Annotated in this window: 20 protein-coding genes; 7 read left to right on the forward strand and 13 right to left on the reverse strand. The window is 55.6% G+C overall.

Features of this window, described 5'->3' with window-relative positions; genetic code table 11:
• Nucleotides 1-310: 310 nt before the first annotated feature.
• The 4 genes from tuf to parC form a co-directional block, all read right to left on the reverse strand.
• Nucleotides 311-1,486, reverse strand: coding sequence for an elongation factor Tu (tuf, locus tag MWU55_RS00520; protein WP_246933733.1), 1,176 nt, complete (start codon nt 1,484-1,486; stop codon nt 311-313).
• A 182-nt stretch (nt 1,487-1,668) separates the two neighbouring features.
• Complete coding sequence (locus tag MWU55_RS00525; protein WP_246933734.1) at nt 1,669-2,844, reverse strand: M48 family metallopeptidase; 1,176 nt, start codon at nt 2,842-2,844, stop codon at nt 1,669-1,671.
• A complete protein-coding gene (locus tag MWU55_RS00530) occupies nt 2,841-4,016 on the reverse strand; it encodes a DUF898 family protein (protein ID WP_246933736.1) in 1,176 nt (391 codons plus the stop codon). The genes MWU55_RS00525 and MWU55_RS00530 overlap by 4 nt, the downstream gene beginning before the upstream one ends.
• Before the next feature lie 6 nt (nt 4,017-4,022).
• Nucleotides 4,023-6,356, reverse strand: a complete 2,334-nt coding sequence (parC, locus tag MWU55_RS00535; protein WP_246933737.1) for a DNA topoisomerase IV subunit A — start codon at nt 6,354-6,356, stop codon at nt 4,023-4,025.
• Nucleotides 6,357-6,487: 131 nt separating this feature from the next.
• Between parC and MWU55_RS00540 the strand changes: the two genes are divergently transcribed.
• The 4 genes from MWU55_RS00540 to MWU55_RS00555 all read left to right on the forward strand — a co-directional run bounded on the left by MWU55_RS00540 (nt 6,488) and on the right by MWU55_RS00555 (nt 8,844).
• Complete coding sequence (locus MWU55_RS00540) at nt 6,488-7,051, forward strand: SH3 domain-containing protein (RefSeq protein WP_246933739.1); 564 nt, start codon at nt 6,488-6,490, stop codon at nt 7,049-7,051.
• 114 nt (nt 7,052-7,165) lie between these two features.
• Nucleotides 7,166-7,996 carry an SDR family NAD(P)-dependent oxidoreductase gene (locus MWU55_RS00545; RefSeq protein ID WP_246933741.1) on the forward strand — a complete coding sequence of 277 codons (831 nt, stop codon included), beginning with the start codon at nt 7,166-7,168 and terminating at the stop codon, nt 7,994-7,996.
• A gap of 72 nt (nt 7,997-8,068) precedes the next feature.
• Entirely contained in the window at nt 8,069-8,272 is a 204-nt protein-coding gene (locus MWU55_RS00550) for a twin transmembrane helix small protein (protein WP_246933743.1), read from the forward strand.
• The gene (locus MWU55_RS00555; RefSeq protein ID WP_246933745.1) at nt 8,272-8,844 is read left to right on the forward strand and encodes a cob(I)yrinic acid a,c-diamide adenosyltransferase; all 573 of its coding nucleotides are present in this window, start codon (nt 8,272-8,274) and stop codon (nt 8,842-8,844) included. Before MWU55_RS00550 ends, MWU55_RS00555 begins: the two co-directional genes overlap by 1 nt.
• On the opposite strand, the gene MWU55_RS00560 is transcribed toward MWU55_RS00555, so the two are convergent.
• Nucleotides 8,841-9,320, reverse strand: coding sequence for a GyrI-like domain-containing protein (locus MWU55_RS00560; RefSeq protein ID WP_246933746.1), 480 nt, complete (start codon nt 9,318-9,320; stop codon nt 8,841-8,843). The two genes, MWU55_RS00555 and MWU55_RS00560, sit on opposite strands and share 4 nt — an antisense overlap.
• Nucleotides 9,321-9,544: 224 nt before the next feature.
• Between MWU55_RS00560 and MWU55_RS00565 the strand changes: the two genes are divergently transcribed.
• Nucleotides 9,545-10,303: an electron transfer flavoprotein subunit beta/FixA family protein gene (locus MWU55_RS00565; RefSeq protein WP_246933747.1), complete on the forward strand. Its 759-nt coding sequence runs from the start codon at nt 9,545-9,547 to the stop codon at nt 10,301-10,303.
• Nucleotides 10,303-11,229 carry an FAD-binding protein gene (locus MWU55_RS00570; RefSeq protein ID WP_246933748.1) on the forward strand — a complete coding sequence of 309 codons (927 nt, stop codon included), beginning with the start codon at nt 10,303-10,305 and terminating at the stop codon, nt 11,227-11,229. Before MWU55_RS00565 ends, MWU55_RS00570 begins: the two co-directional genes overlap by 1 nt.
• A gap of 81 nt (nt 11,230-11,310) precedes the next feature.
• Here the strand turns inward: MWU55_RS00570 and MWU55_RS00575 are convergent, their stop codons facing one another.
• Entirely contained in the window at nt 11,311-12,141 is an 831-nt protein-coding gene (locus MWU55_RS00575) for a DUF6473 family protein (protein ID WP_246933749.1), read from the reverse strand.
• Nucleotides 12,142-12,335: 194 nt separating this feature from the next.
• On the opposite strand from MWU55_RS00575, the gene MWU55_RS00580 reads away from it, so the two are divergent.
• Complete coding sequence (locus MWU55_RS00580; protein ID WP_246933753.1) at nt 12,336-13,211, forward strand: 3-hydroxybutyryl-CoA dehydrogenase; 876 nt, start codon at nt 12,336-12,338, stop codon at nt 13,209-13,211.
• Nucleotides 13,212-13,260: 49 nt separating this feature from the next.
• Here MWU55_RS00580 and MWU55_RS00585 read toward each other — a convergent pair whose 3' ends face one another.
• From MWU55_RS00585 to MWU55_RS00615, 7 genes are all read right to left on the reverse strand, one after another.
• A complete protein-coding gene (locus MWU55_RS00585; protein WP_246933756.1) occupies nt 13,261-14,118 on the reverse strand; it encodes a lysophospholipid acyltransferase family protein in 858 nt (285 codons plus the stop codon).
• A 53-nt stretch (nt 14,119-14,171) separates the two neighbouring features.
• Nucleotides 14,172-14,444 carry an HPr family phosphocarrier protein gene (locus MWU55_RS00590; protein WP_246933758.1) on the reverse strand — a complete coding sequence of 91 codons (273 nt, stop codon included), beginning with the start codon at nt 14,442-14,444 and terminating at the stop codon, nt 14,172-14,174.
• 6 nt (nt 14,445-14,450) lie between these two features.
• Nucleotides 14,451-14,843: a PTS fructose transporter subunit IIA gene (locus MWU55_RS00595; RefSeq protein ID WP_246933760.1), complete on the reverse strand. Its 393-nt coding sequence runs from the start codon at nt 14,841-14,843 to the stop codon at nt 14,451-14,453.
• A 1-nt stretch (nt 14,844) separates the two neighbouring features.
• The gene (gene rapZ / locus MWU55_RS00600) at nt 14,845-15,753 is read right to left on the reverse strand and encodes an RNase adapter RapZ (RefSeq protein WP_246933762.1); all 909 of its coding nucleotides are present in this window, start codon (nt 15,751-15,753) and stop codon (nt 14,845-14,847) included.
• Between the two features lie 61 nt (nt 15,754-15,814).
• Entirely contained in the window at nt 15,815-16,258 is a 444-nt protein-coding gene (locus tag MWU55_RS00605; RefSeq protein WP_246933763.1) for a serine kinase, read from the reverse strand.
• On the reverse strand, nt 16,255-18,003 hold the full coding sequence (locus tag MWU55_RS00610) for a sensor histidine kinase (RefSeq protein ID WP_246933764.1): 1,749 nt from the start codon (nt 18,001-18,003) through the stop codon (nt 16,255-16,257). Before MWU55_RS00610 ends, MWU55_RS00605 begins: the two co-directional genes overlap by 4 nt.
• A 93-nt stretch (nt 18,004-18,096) precedes the next feature.
• On the reverse strand, nt 18,097-18,801 hold the full coding sequence (locus tag MWU55_RS00615; protein WP_246933765.1) for a response regulator transcription factor: 705 nt from the start codon (nt 18,799-18,801) through the stop codon (nt 18,097-18,099).
• Nucleotides 18,802-19,011 lie beyond the last annotated feature (210 nt).

Consider the following 19,011-nt stretch of genomic DNA (forward strand, 5'->3'; position numbering starts at 1 on the left):
AAAAGGGGCGCTCCTGCGAGCGCCCCTTTCTATTCATTTCTCTCTCTGGCTCTCGGCGATTTGACTTCGTAAATGCACCTGTCGCCCAAAAAGATAAGGCCCTTCGTGTTGCGGGGCCTTTTTTAGTTTGTGAGCAGGTGGGTTCTCGGCGATTTGCTTCGCAATTCACCTGCCACCCACTCAATGCGTTTCGCTGACGCAAAAAAGGGCCGCCTGATGGCAGCCCTTTTCTTATCTTCTGTCTCTTTGGCTCTCGGGACATTCGCGCGATTGCGCGAATACCCTGTCGCCCTAAGAACGCTGGGTGTTCTTAGTCGATGATTTTCGAGACAACGCCCGAACCAACGGTACGGCCGCCTTCGCGGATCGCGAAGCGCAGTTTCTCTTCCATCGCGATCGGAGCGATCAGTTCAACGTTGAACTTCAGGTTGTCGCCCGGCATCACCATCTCGGTGCCAGCAGGCAGTTCAACCGTGCCGGTCACGTCAGTCGTACGGAAGTAGAACTGCGGACGGTAGTTCGCGAAGAACGGCGTGTGACGGCCACCCTCTTCCTTGGTCAGGATATAGACCTCGGCTTCGAACTTGGTGTGCGGGTTAACCGAACCCGGCTTACACAGAACCTGGCCACGCTCAACAGCTTCACGGTCGATACCGCGCAGAAGAACACCAACGTTGTCGCCTGCTTCACCGCGATCAAGCAGCTTGCGGAACATTTCAACACCGGTACAGGTGGTTTTCTGAGTGTCCTTGATGCCAACGATTTCAATCTCGTCGCCAACATTCACAACGCCACGCTCAACACGGCCGGTTACAACAGTACCGCGGCCCGAAATCGAGAACACGTCTTCGATCGGCAGCAGGAAGTCGCCGTCAACCGGACGATCCGGGGTCGGGATGTACTCGTCCACAGCAGCCATCAGCTCGCGGATTTTGTTCTCACCGATTTCAGGGTCACGATCTTCCATAGCGGCCAGCGCGGAACCCGCGATGATCGGCATGTCGTCGCCCGGGAAGTCGTATTCGTTCATCAGTTCACGAACTTCCATCTCAACCAGCTCGAGCAGCTCTTCGTCGTCTACCTGGTCAACTTTGTTCATGAAAACAACCAGCGCAGGTACACCAACCTGACGCGCCAGCAGGATGTGCTCGCGGGTCTGAGGCATGGGGCCATCAGCTGCGTTCACAACCAGAATGCCGCCGTCCATCTGGGCCGCACCGGTGATCATGTTCTTGACGTAGTCGGCGTGGCCGGGGCAGTCAACGTGCGCATAGTGGCGGTTGTCAGTCTCGTACTCAACGTGAGCAGTCGAGATGGTGATCCCGCGGGCTTTCTCTTCCGGCGCACCATCGATCTCGTCGTATGCTTTGAAGTCACCAAAGAATTTGGTGATCGCTGCCGTCAGAGTGGTCTTGCCGTGGTCAACGTGACCAATCGTGCCGATGTTAACGTGCGGTTTACCGCGTTCAAACTTTTCCTTAGCCATGAGCCCTACGCCTCGTGTCTGGGGGGGTCACTGACCCCGTGGTTCAATATCGCGGGCTAGCTAATGCTTTGGTGAAAGAAAATCAAGGCTTGCATGCGCTCCAGCGCAAGGAAAACCGCGAAACCCGGCGACCCGGATCTTAACCGCAACAAATTCATTGGATTACCCACAGATTTCAGGCTTCACTCTGTCGAGGGCCACGCCTTCTTTTCGGGGGTTTGCATATCCGACGTGACATTGCTTTCACCACCACAGGCGGTCTGGAGCGCGAGCCAAGAAACGTCATCTAGAATCGAGTCATATTCACGTTCCAGATCCACAGCCGCTTTGGCGGCTGCGATGCGATCAGTCATCTGCGGATGTGATGCCAGATGAGCTACCAACCCCTCTGCGTCGCCGTGTTCCTCGTGCAGGCGTTCAAAGAACGTCCCCAAGGCAACAGGCGAGATGTTGGCCTTTTCCAATAGACCATGTGCATAGTCATCCGCTACGGTCTCGGCAGCTTGGCTATACGAGGCGTTAATCAGTTGATTGGCCAGGAACAGCGCAATGGTCCCACCGGCGAAGTCACCAAACAACAGCCCCAACACCCCAAGCGAACCGGCGGAACGCAGCGCGTCGCGGGTAGGATCCCTGTTCACAACATGGCCAATCTCATGCGCGAGCACGGCGGCAACTTCATCTGGGTTTTGCGCTTCCTCAATCAGCCCACGGAAGAAGACAATTCGTCCCCCTGGAAGTGCGAAGGCGTTGACCATGGGGTGATCCAAAATATGGACCTGCACATCATATGGAAGATCCGCATCGGGGTTCAGACTTGCGTACATGGCCTGCATCGCTTCATTGCCCGCCGGGTCATCACAGATCCTTAGTTGGTCTTCGAAGCCCGTTTCAGAAAGCGCGGTTCGTATCTGTTCGAACGTCGTATCGCCCAACGCTTTTTCACCTTCCGGCGGCAGAATTTCGGCAAGCTGTGAAGCCATAAGCGGCACGAGCAGAAAGATGATGGCCGCAACAGACGCAACCGCCCCAGCCGCCCACAACGCCACTTTGGACAGAGGGGTGCTTTGATCGCGCTTACCCAGTGCTTTCGCATTCTGCGTGACATAGTCTTGTGTAGATTTGTCTGCCAGATATAGGCGTGTGACCGGATCGCCCTTGCGCGCCAAAACCATGACACGGCGATCCGCCTGATCACGCACTCGTCGCATATCTGACCAGCGCCAGATGGTTTCGTCGCCATCTGGCAGGCGTAGCGTCAAGCCGGTCGCATCCACGACAACCTCAACACGGGTCAGGTGGGCACGTTCCCCTTGTGCAAGATCGGCGAAATGCAAGTCAGTTGCCGTTACGTTCATATCGCGGCCCCCACATCCAAGGCTTCTGCAAAGCCTTCTGCCTCGGCGAATTCGTCGCGATCACGCTGTACAATTTGCGCGATGTTCTGCGTGTTCACGATTTTTGTCACTTCCGCAAAGTGCTGCGCCAAAGGCAATGTGATCCACGCTTGTGTCATGGCACGTGTCACAACAATGAGCAGAAAGTAGACAAGTACTATCGCTGGAAGTAGTGCTGTAAATGCGCCTTCCATCACGTCGACATCAATGTTTTCCAAATCCGCGGTTCCGCCCACCAGGGCGATAAGCATAAACACGATCATGAACAGACCCGACATCACTATGTTCAACATCAAACCGCCCAGCGCGTAGATCCCAATGATCCGCCAAGGGCGTGGAGCGGCCGTAAAACGGATGTCGCCCAGTTCCTTCGTCTCAGACATGCGCTTGAAGCTCTCTGCCCGCCAATACGCCAGCCCATAGACCAACCAAGGCAGAGTAAGCAGGTACATCAGAAGCCAGCTGGGATTCTCATAAAGCGCAAGCATGACCGAGGCGACGGCGCTAAGACCAACTGCGTAATACACGTGCTTCATCGCCCCAAACAAAAGGCCCTTTGAGCCTCCCTGCACAAACCTCTGGTCCCCATAATAGGTGCGCGAAACCCGGTACTTCTCGAGCCACAAGGTGGTCAGCGGCCACAACAGACCCAAGGTGCAAATTGCAACAATCCAGTGGATGATCGCGCGCCAGCAATACCCCCATGCGCCGGGTTCCAGCCCAAAACGAATACCGCGCCAACGGGTGCGCGCCAGAATGTATCTGCGCGCACGGTATTGGGCGAAAAAGATAATCGGTGTCAGCCCCAGAAAGCTCAGGCCATATGCCGCATAGTTTGCATTGAACAGGGCAAAGCTGAAATACATCAGGATCAGGTTCACGATCCCGATGTAAAACGCCATGAAGACCACAGCGACCAGAAAACCCAGCAGTTTTTCAAGCGGATCGCCCACATACTCCAGCGGGGCACCTCCGGGTCGAATTGCGCTCCAATAATACCGCCGCAGCCGTGTCTTGGCCCAGAAGCGATAGAAGCCAAGGGTCAGAACCGTCAGGATACTGGTGCGCAGAGCCAGCCAGAAGATCGGTCCCTTCTCGCCAGAATATGAGATGCTTAAGAAGCTAGGGGGCAAACCAATTCACTCGAACTTGTTGTTGCGGGGGAACCCATGGGGTGGGGCTTTGCCGACACCAGCACGTTTCCCCAACCATGGCGACATGTCGGGTTCGGTGCGGGTTCGATCCCCTGACGCGGGCCAAGACAAGCCTTCCTCCAGGTTGAAGGTCTTCACATCGGACAGACCACCATCCAGCTCGAGAATACCTTGCTTTCCACGGGCCGAGTTATACTTCTGCAACCGAACACCCTTGCCGCGTGTCATTTCGTTGATTTCGGACACAGGGAAGACAAGCAAGCGGCGGTTTTCCGAGATGATTGCCACGTGATCCCCGCTGACCGGAGCACAGATCTTTGCAGTTGCATCACCAACATTCAGAACCTGCTTGCCGTTCTTGGTCTGCGCCAGCACATCGTTTTCATTCACGATAAAGCCATTGCCTTCGTTCGAGGCGACCAGAACCTTTCGGTCGGGCTGGTGGATGAACAGATCAACGATTTCAGCTTCGTTCGGCAGATCGACCATCAGACGCAGGGGCTCACCCATGCCGCGCCCGCCGGGCAGATTGGCGCAGGACAGGGTGAAAAACTTGCCGTTAGAATCGAAGGCCAGCAGGCGATCGGTCGTTTCGGCGTGGAAGATGAAACGTGGGCCGTCACCATCGCGGAACTTCAGCTCGCGGCTAAGGTCGATATGGCCCGACATGGCGCGGATCCACCCCATTTGCGAGCAGACCACGGTGATCGGTTCACGTTCGATCATCGCCTCAAGCGGCACGTCTTCGACTTCACCCACTTCGGCAAACTGTGTACGACGCTGACCGCCCTCAAAGTCTTTACCAAATAGCTTTTTCGACTCGCGCAGCTGATCCGAGATCTTGCCCCATTGCAGGTCTTCGCTGTCCAGAAGATCCTCAAGCGAGGCACGTTCTTCCATCAGCTCATCCCGTTCACGCACCAGTTCCATCTCTTCAAGACGACGCAAGCTGCGCAGGCGCATATTCAAGATCGCGTCGGCTTGAACCTCGGACAGCTCACCCTCACCTGGGGCAGGGCTGCTATAGTCGCTTTCGTCCGTCGCACGCACGTGATCGATGCTCCAATCCTCGCGCATCAGGGCGGCTTTGGGGTCATCGTCGTAACGGATGATATCAATCACGCGATCGAGGTTCAGGAAGGCAACAATAAAGCCTTCCAGCACTTCGAGACGGTGATCAATCTTATCCATCCGGTAACGCGAGCGACGTTGTAGGACGTCACGGCGGTGATCAAGGAAGGCGCGCAGCACTTCTTTCATCGAACAAACCTTCGGCGTCACGCCGTCGATCAGCACGTTCATGTTCAGGCTAAACCGCGTTTCAAGGTCCGAGTTTCGGTACATCAGACCCATCAGAAGCTCGGGATCGACGTTCTTGGACTTCGGCTCAAGTACGATACGGATGTCATCGGCACTCTCATCGCGAATGTCACCCAGAATCGGAACCTTCTTGGTCTGGATCAGCTCGGCAATCTTCTCGATCAGTTTTGACTTCTGAACCTGGTACGGAATTTCGGTCACAACGATCTGCCACTGGCCGCGGCCCATATCCTCGATCTCGTACTTACAACGCAGACGGAACGAGCCCCGGCCCGTGCGATACGCGTTGGCGATGTTTTCCTTGGGCTCGACAATCACGCCACCCGTCGGGAAGTCCGGTCCCGGCACGTAATTCAGAAGCGTGTCGTCGCGCGCGTCCGGCGTCTTGATCAAATGCAGACAGGCATCGATCAATTCCGAGATATTGTGTGGCGGAATGTTCGTCGCCATCCCCACGGCGATCCCTGACGAGCCGTTGGCCAGAAGGTTCGGAAACTCAGCCGGAAGGACCACTGGCTCGGTCAGGCGACCATCATAGTTGTCCCGGAAATCGACCGCGTTTTCGTCCAAGCCTTGCAACATGGCTTCCGCTACGAAAGTCATGCGCGCTTCCGTATAGCGGCTGGCGGCCGGGTTATCACCATCGATGTTGCCGAAGTTTCCCTGCCCATCGACAAGCGGATAGCGTACGGCAAAGTCCTGCGCCAATCGCGCCATTGCATCATAGATCGCGGCATCCCCATGCGGGTGGAAATCCCCCATCGTGTCGCCCGAAATCTTCGCCGACTTCAGAAATTTACCACCGGATGCCAGTTTCAAGCGGCTCATCGCATACAAGATGCGGCGGTGAACAGGCTTCAACCCATCACGCGCATCGGGAAGCGCGCGGTGCATAATTGTGGAAAGCGCATAGGTTAAATAGCGGTCGCCGATGGCACGGCGCAGTGGCTCTGCCAGTTCGCTGCCCGCTGACTCGGGATTGTCGGTTACATCATTCATGGTTTTTGTGTATCCTTGAGGACGACTCGCGTAAAGCTGCCACCGCGAGTTTCCGGGGGAAATTCGAATTACATTCCCCGCGATTATTTTTGAAGCAAAGTGTTAGCTGGTGAACGATTAAGGGGGATAGTATGAGTATTATTCGAATGTCATTGCTTACGGTTGGCGTCATGGGCGCTGCCATGATGCATTATGGCCGTGATGACAATCTGCCAACAGACCGCATTGGCCGTGAGCCAACCATAAAGCAGGACACCATTGTTGCCGTGTCCGCCAAGGTTGAAGAAACGGACACTGCTGCCGTCGTTCCCGTCGTCGCTGTTTCTGCAGACATAGCCGAAAGCACCCCCTCATTCATCGTCAAAGCAGCTGCCACTGTAGACGATGTTGCCAGCCCCGCAGCATTGGCCGAGGCTGCAGCGCGCAAGATGGCCGCCAGCGCGCCAGCCCCTTCCGACGAAGGGGAAGCGCAACCTACAAGCCTGAGCACTGATTTTCCCACCCTGTTTGTGAGCGGCACCACCGTGAACATGCGCGGTGGTCCGTCGACCCAGCATGGTGTCGTTGCCCGCTTGACCCGCGGCACTGAAGTTGTCGAAACCGGGCAAATTGACAGTGGTTGGAGCCAGATCAAAGTCGTCGATACCGGCGCACGCGGCTTCATCGCATCAAGATTCCTTAAACCGCAGCTTTAACAAGCGCATCCCTTTCAAGAGAATCAACTGAGGTGTCATTCGTGGCACCTCTTTTTTTGTTGACCAGCTCAGCCCCCTGCCCTTACCCAAATGGGCGCGAGGCAGGAGAAATAAATGACCCAAAAATCCATTCTGATTACCGGATGTTCTTCCGGCATTGGCTATGATGCCGCCCACACACTTGCCAAACGCGGCTGGCGCGTTTTCGCCACCTGTCGCAAGGAAGAGGATTGCGAACGGCTGCGTGGCGAGGGGCTGGAAAGCTTTCTGCTGGACCATGCCGATGAGGCCAGCATGGAAGCCGCCATGGACGAAGTCCTGACCCGCACCGGCGGCACGTTGGACGCGCTGTTTAACAATGGTGCTTATGCGATTCCCGGCGGTGTTGAAGACCTGCCCACGGATGCCCTGCGCACGATCTTTGAATCTAACTTCTTCGGATACCACCACATGACCCGTCTGGTTCTGCCGATCATGCGCGCGCAAGGCCATGGGCGGGTGATCCACAACTCTTCTGTGCTTGGGTTTGCGGCCATGCCGTGGCGCGGGGCTTATTCTTCGACCAAGTTTGCCTTGGAAGGGCTGATGGACACGTTGCGCCTTGAGATGCGCGATCAGCCGATTGATATCATCCTGATCGAACCCGGCCCGATCACCACCAAGATCCGCGAAAACGCGCAACCGCATTTTGAACGTTGGATCGACTGGGAAAACAGCCCGCGCCGGAACCTCTATGCCAAATTGCGCGAGCGACTTTACGATGACAGCGGAGAACTGGACACGTTCGAGTTGCCTGCTTCTGCCGTAACAAAAAAACTGATCCACGCGTTGGAACATCCAAAGCCGAAGCCACGTTATTACGTGACCACGGCGACCTATATCGCCGGGATTGGGCGACGCCTTTTGTCAACACGCATGGGGGATCGCGTCACGCCAAAGGGATAGGCGCGCTCAATTGTCCCTCGTAAAACCGGGGGAATGGGTCTATCTCAGACCCAACACGAAGTGAGAGACATTATGGCAGACGATCCCCTGTTCCTTTTCATTGTGGTGGCTTGCGCTGCCGTTTTGGTCATCCTGATGCTGGGCATCGGATCTTTTGGTGTTGGTGGCAAAACTGCCCATAAATACTCGAACAAACTAATGCGCTGGCGGATTGGGGCACAGGCTGTGGCAATCGCCTTGATCTTACTATTCGTCTGGCTGCGCGGAGGAAACTGATGGTTGTTTTAAACAAGATTTACACGCGGACCGGCGACAAGGGCGAGACCGCTTTGGGCGATGGATCGCGCCGTCCGAAGCATGACGCGCGGGTGGATGCCTATGGGACTGTGGACGAAACCAACTCCACGATTGGGCTGGCGCGCCTTCACTCCGAAGGGGATATGGACGCCGCTTTAGCGTGCATTCAGAACGACCTCTTTGACCTTGGCGCTGATCTTTGTCGCCCCGAAATGGCGAAAGATGCCGAGGCTGAATACCCACCGTTGCGCATGGCACAGGAACAAGTGGATCGGTTGGAAACTGAGATCGACGCGATGAACAAAGCGCTGGAACCGCTCCGCAGCTTCATCCTGCCCGGTGGATCGCCCCTTGCAGCCCACCTGCACCTGTCGCGCACTGTGTCACGGCGCGCCGAACGTCTGGCCACAGAATTGGCCACCGTTGAAGATTTGAACCCGGTAGCGGTGAAATACCTGAACCGCCTGTCCGACTGGTGCTTTGTCGCCGCCCGCGTGGCGAATGACGGTGGCAAAGCGGATGTGCTGTGGGTACCGGGAGCGAATCGTTAGGCGGTAGCCTTTACAGGAGCCCAAATCTCGTAAGCCATTGCCTCGAGCGTGTTTCGCTCATCATGCGGATAGCGTTCGAACACCGCGCCTTCACGCGGGACCAGCGAATTTGCGGGGATCAGTTCACTGAACACGCGGTCAAATTGCTGCGGAAGTTCCGCAACGGGTCCGAATGTGCGCAGTACCAGATAGTCGCCTTCCGACAAGGTGACATGGCAGCAACCTTCCGGCAGAGCTTCGCCCGTTGAAGGCACTTCAAGCCCGACGGCATAGTCGAATTCTCCGCCCGACGTCATCCCATAGGATACGCCGTAAAATGCCCCTTCGATCACGTTCTCGATCTCGGGCGGCTCAGTAAAGAACTGCTGCCAAAGGCCCGGGATCTGGTTACGAGTTTCCATCGAATACCGCCCCGAACGCCCTGCGATTATACGCGACGGCGCGTGAACCAATTCGACGGTTTCGGATTGTGTCATGGCAGTTCTCCTGTGATTCTCAGTTCAGGATGCACGCCCCCTGCCGCCAAAGCAATCTGGCCACACGGCAACATTCTTGCAAAGAATCCCCCTCAAAACGAAAGAACGCGACGTCCGTGGGCTAGGACGTGACGATTTTACGCTGTTTTCACATGCAGCATTTCGTTAAACGTGTCGCGAGAGCATTACCGCCCCTTGTGGGCATAACTGGGAGATACACGCCAATGAAGGTGCTTGTGCCTGTAAAGCGCGTGATCGACTATAACGTGAAAGTTCGTGTGAAAGCGGATGGAAGCGGTGTCGATCTTGCCAACGTAAAAATGTCGATGAACCCATTTGACGAGATTGCCGTCGAAGAGGCCATCCGCCTGAAAGAGGCCGGGAAGGCTGAAGAGATCGTCGTTGTGTCCATCGGTGTGAAGCAGGCTCAGGAAACCCTGCGCACGGCTTTGGCCATGGGTGCTGACCGCGCCATCCTGGTAAACGCCGCTGACGATGTCCACGAAGACATCGAGCCGCTGGCCGTTGCCAAGATCCTGGCAAAAGTTGTTGAAGAAGAGCAGCCGGGCATCGTTCTGGCGGGCAAGCAAGCCATCGACAACGACATGAACGCCACCGGCCAGATGCTGTCGGCCCTGCTGGGCTGGTCGCAAGGCACCTTTGCGTCTGAGCTGGACATTGATGGCGACAACGCCGTTGTGACCCGCGAAGTGGACGGCGGCCTGCAGACCATCAAGGTTTCGATGCCAACCATCATTACCGTTGACCTGCGCCTGAACGAGCCGCGCTATGCGTCGCTGCCGAACATCATGAAAGCCAAGAAGAAGCCGCTGGACGAAAAGACCGCTGCTGACTACGGCGTTGATGTGACACCGCGCCTCGAGATCGTGAAGACCTCGGAGCCGGCCGAACGCGCCGCTGGCATCATCGTTGGCTCGGTTGACGAGCTTGTATCGAAACTCAAGGAAGCGGGGGCTGTATAATGGCTGTTCTACTTCTTGCTGAAGTCACCAATGGCGAACTGGCGATGGACGCCACCGCCAAAGCTGTCACTGCTGCGAAAGCACTAGGTGACGTGACCGTTCTGGCCGCTGGCGCATCTGCCGCCGCTGCTGGAGACGCTGCGGCCAAGATCGACGGCGTGGCCAAGGTTCTGGTTGCCGAAGACGCATCGCTGGGTCACCGCCTGGCCGAGCCGACCGCAGCCCTGATCGTATCGCTGGCTGGCGATTACGAGCACATCGTTGCTCCGGCCACCACCGACGCCAAGAACGTAATGCCGCGCGTTGCCGCGCTGCTGGACGTGATGGTTCTGTCGGACGTGACCGCAGTTGTCGACGGCGACACGTTTGAGCGTCCGATCTATGCCGGCAATGCCATGCAGACCGTTAAGTCGAAAGACGCCAAGAAGGTCATCACCTTCCGTACGTCGACATTTGATGCCGCTGCTGAAGGCGGTTCGGCTGGCGTTGAGACAATCGGCGCTGCTGACAACCCCGGCCTGTCGGAATGGGTTGAGGACAAAGTTGCTGCAAGCGACCGCCCCGAGCTGACATCGGCTGGCGTTGTTGTTTCGGGTGGCCGCGGCGTTGGTTCGGAAGAGGACTTCGCTCTGATCGAGAAACTGGCTGACAAGCTGGGCGCCGCAGTTGGTGCGTCGCGTGCTGCGGTTGACTCGGGCTATGCTCCGAACGATCTGCAGGTGGGTCAGACCGGTAAGGTTGTTGCCCCGGAACTGTATATCGCCATCGGCATCTCGGGCGCCATCCAGCACTTGGCTGGCATGAAAGACTCGAAGATCATCGTTGCGATCAACAAAGACGAAGAGGCTCCGATCTTCCAAGTGGCTGACTTCGGCCTAGTTGCTGACCTGTTCGAAGCTGTGCCGGCCCTAACCGACGCCGTTTGATCTGAACGTTAGAACGAGACTACGAAAGGCCCGCCAGGTTGGCGGGCCTTTTCATTTGCGCAGATCAACGTGAAGCTGCGGTCAAAGATGATTGCAAGACAGCGCTTGCTCTAGTTCCATCGCCACACGCTCATGCGCGACGGTTCCCAGCATTTTCTGTGCCATCGGTGCATCCATTTCCGAGTGGATCAAACCGACCTGCCCTTTGGCGATCTCGTTTGGGGTCACAACCACCTCGACCAAATCACGGACAAAGGGACGAACATTATCGACCATATCTTGATCCACAAACAAAGGATCCGACCCAAACGCTTCATCGGCAGCGCTGCTTGCAATCGCATGACCCGCCAACCATACAAGTGTGACTCGCGTGTCCAACCGGGACAGCAGTGCCTTCATGCGTCCAATCCAGGCTCCTTTCAGCTCTTTACGCACAAAGGCGAAGCGCTGTTCGCAAGTTGACTGAAGCGCCCCTAGCAGGTGGCGTGTAAAATGATAGTCAGTGAAATCCATCTCTGGATACAGGTATTTGAGCATGCTGGATGCCCGCAGAAACCGATCATTGCGGCGCGGGTGAACAGCATAGAACCTGTTTGAAAGGTTCTGCGCGCCCGGTAGCTGAACGATAATCTCAGAGGCATTGTTACATAGCTTCAACAGGGCTGGATCACGCAGATACACGTCCAGCCCAGCATTTGGACAGCCGAAGTTCACCACCGTTCGCCCCATCCGCTCTTCCAGTAAATCGGGGTAAGGTTGTTTGTTGAAACGGCCATACGTTTCGGTCCCACCAAGCACCGCAACATAGGGGCCGTCCAAACTTCGCTTTGGTCCGCGGAACAGAATTTTCGATGTTTTGTAACGGCACGGGAAATAGTCCAACGACCCTTTCCCAAGTTTCTCATAGGCCATGCCACCCACTCCAATTATTTCACCCGAATAGCACTGTGCGCCCAAAGCCTTGCCAAAATGCTAAACTTAGAATGCCTGAGGTTTCATTAGCTTCTGCTTAACGCTTGCACCCGGAACCACGCGGCGCATAGTCTGGGCATAACCAAACGTAACGCGGGGCCATGCCTGGGCGGCGTGACCAGAAGGAAAGACATATGAGCATCGAGACAGTGGGCGTTGTAGGCGCCGGGCAGATGGGTAACGGAATTGCACATGTTCTGGCCCTTGCCGGATACGAAGTCCGCCTGAACGACATCAGCCAAGACAGTCTGGATACCGCAATTGCCCGGATCACCAAGAACATGGAGCGCCAGGTCTCGCGCGAGCTGATTTCGGCGCAAGATATGGGTGACGCGATGAAGCGTATCAGCACCACATTGTCGCTGCCGGATCTTGGCCCATCTGACCTTGTGATCGAAGCCGCGACGGAAAATGAAGGGCTCAAGAAGCAGATTTTCGATACGCTTCTGCCGCATCTCTCGCCCGACACTATTCTGACCTCGAACACATCATCGATTTCGATCACTCGCCTAGCCAGTGGAACCGACCGTCCCGAGCGTTTCATGGGGTTCCATTTCATGAACCCGGTGCCTTTGATGAAGCTGGTCGAGCTGATCCGCGGCATTGCCACGGACGAGCCCACCTATCAGGCCTGTCTGAGCGTCGTCGAGAAGCTGGGGAAAACCGCCGCCAGTGCCGAGGACTATCCGGCTTTCATCGTGAACCGCATCCTGATCCCTATGATCAACGAAGCCTGCTATGCGCTATACGAGGGCGTTGGTTCGGTCTCATCCATTGACGCCTCCATGAAGCTAGGAGCGAACCACCCGATGGGTCCGCTCGAGCTGGGCGACTTCATCGGTTTGGACACCTGTTTGGCGATCATGAACGTGTTGCATGACGGGCTGGCGGATACCAAATACCGCCCCTGCCCGCTTTTGGTGAAATATGTCGAGGCCGGGTGGGTTGGACGTAAAGCTGGACGCGGGTTCTACGATTATCGCGGGGAAACACCCGTTCCGACCCGATAATAGCCGTCCCTCAACACAAGACACGAAAGGCCCCGTTCGGGCCTTTTCTTTACTTGCCTGACAGCTCCAGTGTGTGCTCGCGAAGCCAAGCCATGAACCCGCGCGGATCTGATTTCACTGTTGCCAATTGTTCCTCTGTCAGTTCTTTACCGACGACAGGCGAATGGTCTCGGTTACAGCTTTTGACAATCTCATGCAGCAAAAGCGCCTGACGCATGGTGGCAGATAGGCGATTGGCAATCTGATACCAACGGGAGTTCGCGCCGGGAAAAAAGATCGGCACGACCCGCGCGCCCGAGCGCCGAATAAGCTGTGCTGTAAACACGTTCCATTCACGTTCGATCGCGGGGCCCATCAGACTGTCTGAGGATGCCACAACGCCCGACGGGAACAATGTTATCAGGCCACCCTGCTTCAGATGCGCCATCGCTTGCGCCCGCATCTCGACCATCTTTTCCTGAGCATCAGGGTCATGTGGGAATGGAACGGGGATCATGTAAGACGACGCAACCTCGTCCAATCCGTCCAGAATGGAGCGGGTCAAAATGCGATAATCCTCTCGGCGGCGGCCAATCAGTTCGGCCAGAACCATGCCATCAGTCAACCCATGCGGATGGTTTGCAACCGCAACAACCGGTCCTTCGGCTGGAATATTGTTCAGCTGATCATCCGGCGTTTGGATATTCACGCCCATCACATCAAGACAGGCACCCCAGAATGCCTGCCCTTTGGGCGCTCCGCGGCGTTCAAGATTACGCACCATGCGCAGGATCGAGATCTTCCCGGTCCCCCATTCGACACTGCGAATGATCAATCCCTGGAGCGGATTGTTAAACGAGTTGGCATAGGTCAGGCTACGGCGGTCATAGTGCTGAGGGACCGCAACGTTAGAATTGGCCTCTGCCATTTGGTTTTCCGCTTCATGCGTCACGTTGAACTTACCTCTAGCCTTGAGCCAGCTTACATACCTTCGCCGAACTTGTCGGCAACCAGCGCTTCGAGCGCATTCATCAACTCTACAGCTTGTGGCCCAGAAGTCTCTACCTTGATGCTTGTTCCTTGCGACGCAGCAAGCATCAGGAGTCCCATAATCGAATCCCCATCTGCATCCAACCCGTCCTTGGACACGCGCGCACGGGCATCATGATTTTCAACAGTATCGACAAATTTAGCCGAGGCCCGCGCATGCAGGCCCTTCACATTGATTATTTCAAGCTCGCGGTTCGTACTCATACGTTTTCAATCCTCGCTCACATCAATGCAGTCAATATACTTACGGCCCGCAGCCAGTGCTTTCTGGGTCGATGCTTCAACTGAGAGATGTCGGGTTTTGGCCAACTTCAATAGCATGGGAAGATTGGCACCATACAGGATTTTACGATCGGATTTACAACAGGCAGGAAGCGACAGATTGGCAGGTGATCCTCCGAACATGTCGACGACAATCACGACGCCGTCCCCTTGATCGACGCTGTCGGCGGCTTGGCTGATTTCGGACCGCTTATCCTCGCGGTCACATTCCGCTGCGGTCGAGATCGCACGCATGCCGGGCTGCTTGCCGACCACATGTTCGACCGCCGCCAGATATTCTTTTGCAAGCCCGCCATGCGCGACGATCACGATACCGATCACGCTATACCCTCGATGTTGATGCCGCTGCTGTCCCGGCGCGGCGTTCTAATTCCCGATGCCTAATTGACACCTGCCACCCCTTAGTTGCAAGCGACTTTGCCAAGTTTTCCGCTAGGGCAACCGACCTATGTTGCCCACCGGTGCACCCAAACCCAATCGAAAGGTGTGCTTTTCCTTCTTCGCCGAAGGCAGGGATCAGGAATTCGACCAAGTTCTGCACCTGGGTGAAGAACTGATCAAAGCGCGAATCCCCTGCAACGTAGTCCGAGACTTCGTCGTTGCGGCCGTCTAGGGCGCGCAAAGCGGGCTCCCAATGCGGGTTGCGAAGAAAGCGAGCGTCGAAAACCATGTCCAATCCCCGTGGCACTCCGCGCTTGTAGGAAAACGAATGCACGGAAACGGCAAGCTCTTCCGCGCCTGACACCGAAAGCCATCGCATGATCTCGTCCTTCAGATCATGTGGAGACAGTTCCGAGGTATCAATCAGCACATCCGCACGACCTCGAATTGGGACCAGCAGCTCTATCTCTCGAGTGATGCCCAGTTCGGGCGTTTCATCAGGCGCAAGCGGGTGGCGCCGGCGGGTTTCCGAATATCGACGCACCAACACGTCGCGAGAGCAATCCAGATACAGAACTTCAACAGAAAACGCTTCGTCTTCGCGCAGATCCTCGATCACCTGCAACAGCATCTCGGTCGAGAAATCGCGGTTTCGCACATCAACGCCCAGCGCCAAGGGGCGTGTCAAAGTCGGCCCGGACAGCATCCGTTCAATGAGGGACAGAGGCAGGTTGTCGATGACTTCATACCCGATATCCTCAAGCACCCTGATGGCCGTCGTCCGACCTGCCCCGGAAGGACCGGTGACCAATACGATCTTCTGTTCTGGCTCGGGTTTCTTATCCGTCATGGTCATTCCTTTGGAACAGGCGATCTAAGTTGCCATTCGAGACACACCGCATATAGCCACTTCAGTTTTGTATGGCGCGACGACCGTTTCGTAGCAGATTGACGATGGCAATTGCAAAATAAGGTGCATCCACGCGAAACAGACACTCGATCGCGCATCCGTTAACATCTGTGACTGCGGGTGAAGACGGAAGCCGCGCCGTTTCAATCTGCCCCATGTCCACAACAAGTCGCAGGTGGGCTTTGGAGCAGTGGGAGACGTTGATCAGCCCAACACCACGCGCCTCAATCACACCGGCCATTTCTGGGGGCGCAACTGCATATGGTTCGCCATCCTGAATTTCAATTTGGCTTAGATCGTCTGCCACAAGGCTGGCCCCCAACCCAATCAGCTCCAGCGCCAAAGCAGATTTTCCAGATCCCGATGGGCCTGTGATCATCACCGCCGCACCGTCAACCGCAACGGTTGTTGCATGATACCGTGCGGTGACTGGGGTATCGCTCATACTGGCAGTCCAACCACGAAACGTGCGCCCAGAGGCTCTGACATAAGATCAGCATCGGTCGGGCGAATGTTTTCGGCCCAGATAACGCCGCCATGCGCTTCAACAATTTGCTTTGAGATTGCCAAGCCCAAACCCGAGTTGTTGCCAAATTGGTTCTGAGGGCGTTCGGAATAGAAGCGATTAAAGATCTTTCCAAGCGCCTGATCCGGAATGCCGGGGCCAGTATCTTCGACCACAACCAACACACGGTTTTCGCGCCGACGGGCCCAAACGCGAATGGCGTCGCCGCTTTCACAGAAACTCAGCGCATTTGTTATGAGGTTCACAAAGACCTGCGCCAGCCGCGCCTCAAGTCCACTTGTCATGATTGGGCTGTCCGGCAGATCCGTAATGAAGTCGATACCCTTTTCCTGCGCCTCGCCGCCCAGATAGTCAGACAGGCTACGCAGCATCTTCAACAGATCGAATTCTTCTTCGTCCTCGCGAACCAGTTCACTGTCCAGACGTGAGGCATTCGAAATATCACTGACCAAGCGATCAAGCCTGCGGGTGTCGTGTTCGATCACATCCAACAGTCGTTCGCGCTGCTCTTCTTTGTTGGCCAAACGCAACGTTCCCACCGCAGACCGCAAACTGGCAAGAGGGTTCTTGATTTCGTGCGCGACGTCAGCAGCAAATTGTTCATTGGCGTCAATGCGATCATACAAGGCTGTCACCATACCACGTAATGCACCGGAAAGCCTGCCGATTTCGTCCGGGCGTCCTGTCAGATCAGGAATACGGACGCGCCTCGTTTTCACATTGCGTGGGTCATTCTCGCCACTCAGTTCAGCCGCTCTCGCCAGATCAGACAACGGGTTAGCAATCGTAGATGCCAACACCAAGCTCAGCCCGATGGACACCAAAATGGCAATTACAAACATCTGCAACAGCTGTTCGCGTTCCGCACGTACAAGAAGATCAAGCTCACCTGCCGCACTGGTAATTGCGACCACACCTTTCGGCGCACCATCAAGTAAAATGGGAGTCGCAACTGTGAAAACGGTTCCGCCGTCTGGGTCCACACCATTGGCAACCTGTGTTGCGCCAAGCATAGCGCGGAAATAGAGGCTTCGAGCCATGCTTTCCGTATCAAGCGGTTGGTCTTTTCCAAGACCTGTGTTGGCGAAACCTGACACGGACTCCCAGACCGAGTTGAGCATGTCCGTGATCACCGTCGAACCAACATCCCGTTGAAGACCGTCCACCGGCGTGGTCTCCCCCCGATCACGCCCAACCGAAGTGGCCAGCAGAACTTCTTTCTCATCAAAAACAAAGACTTCCAGCCCCACGGGAAGGTGAAGGTTCGAAAGTGTATTGGCAAATTCTGAGGGGGCAGATTCAACCAGATCTGTTTCCAGAGTCTCGATTGTTTCTTGCTCTGCCGCCACGTCACTGGGCGACACACTATCTGATGCTTCCGACAGTGTCTCTTCAACGATGCGGGCGGACTCTTCCGCTTGTGCAAGCTGTGCCTCAAAAACATCGGCTATCAATTCGGCTTCGACCACCAATCCGCGTTCGCGCTGGAACAAAAGACTGTCTCGAAATGGATTAAGGTACAGAACACCTGCCACCAAAACCACCAATCCAAAAAGGTTGAAGGTGATGATTTTGCGCGCAAGTGGCGATCTGTTGATTGAAATGAATCCGCGCTTTGCCCGGGTATCGTGCAAAGCGGTATCAAAATCATCCTGAGGAGACATCCAGTCTTCCCCAAGGACGACATCGCTTTCCGATGCTTTTTTCTTACTGGCCCTCAAACGCTCTTACTTCCTGCGTGACGCATTAAACTCGCGTCATTCCTCGTTGTATCGGTATCCAATACCATAAAGCGTTTCGATCGCTGAGAATTCCCCATCTGCCGTACGCATTTTCTTGCGAAGGCGCTTGATGTGACTGTCGATGGTTCGATCATCAACATAGACCTGATCATCATACGCCACATCCATCAATTGATCGCGGCTTTTTACGAATCCGGGCCGCTGGGCCAAGGCCTGTAAAAGAAGGAACTCGGTCACTGTCAGTGAAACGTCGTTACCCTTCCAAGAAACAGCGTGACGCAAGGGGTCCATGCGCAGCTCGCCCCGTTCCAATACGCGGCCTTCTTCGACTTCGCCGGCATCGTCGTTCGCAATAACTTCATTGCGGCGCAACAAGGCGCGGATGCGTTCGACCAAAAGGCGCTGGCTAAATGGCTTGGTGACGTAGTCATCCGCCCCCATTCGCAAACCCAGAACTTCGTCAATTTCGTCATCTTTAGAGGTCAGGAAAATGACCGGCAACGTCGACGTCTTTTGCCGAACGCGCTGCAACAAATCCATTCCGTCCATGCGCGGCATCTTGATGTCGAACACAGCCAAATCTGGTAGTCGCTTGGAAAAAGCATCAAGCGCACTTTGGCCATCATTATAAGTTTCAACCTCAAAGCCTTCTGCTTCGAGGGTGATGGATACTGATGTCAGGATGTTCCTGTCATCATCTACCAAGGCAATCCTGGACATTTTGAAAGTTCCCCGCACTGCTCGCGCGATATTACTTCGCGAATTCTATTAACATATTCTCGCGTTCTCCGCGACGAATCAACTGAGAATTACGAATCGCACCCCACCATCGCAGCTTTCTTACGCCACAAGCCAGAATTCTACATGATTATAGCGAGCCTTCGACAGAGGTTCGAAACCTCTTGATTGCGCAAACACGGTCTTGGTTGC

It is taken from the genome of Aliiroseovarius sp. F20344, from assembly GCF_023016155.1.
In the GTDB taxonomy this organism is placed as follows: Bacteria; Pseudomonadota; Alphaproteobacteria; order Rhodobacterales; family Rhodobacteraceae; genus Aliiroseovarius.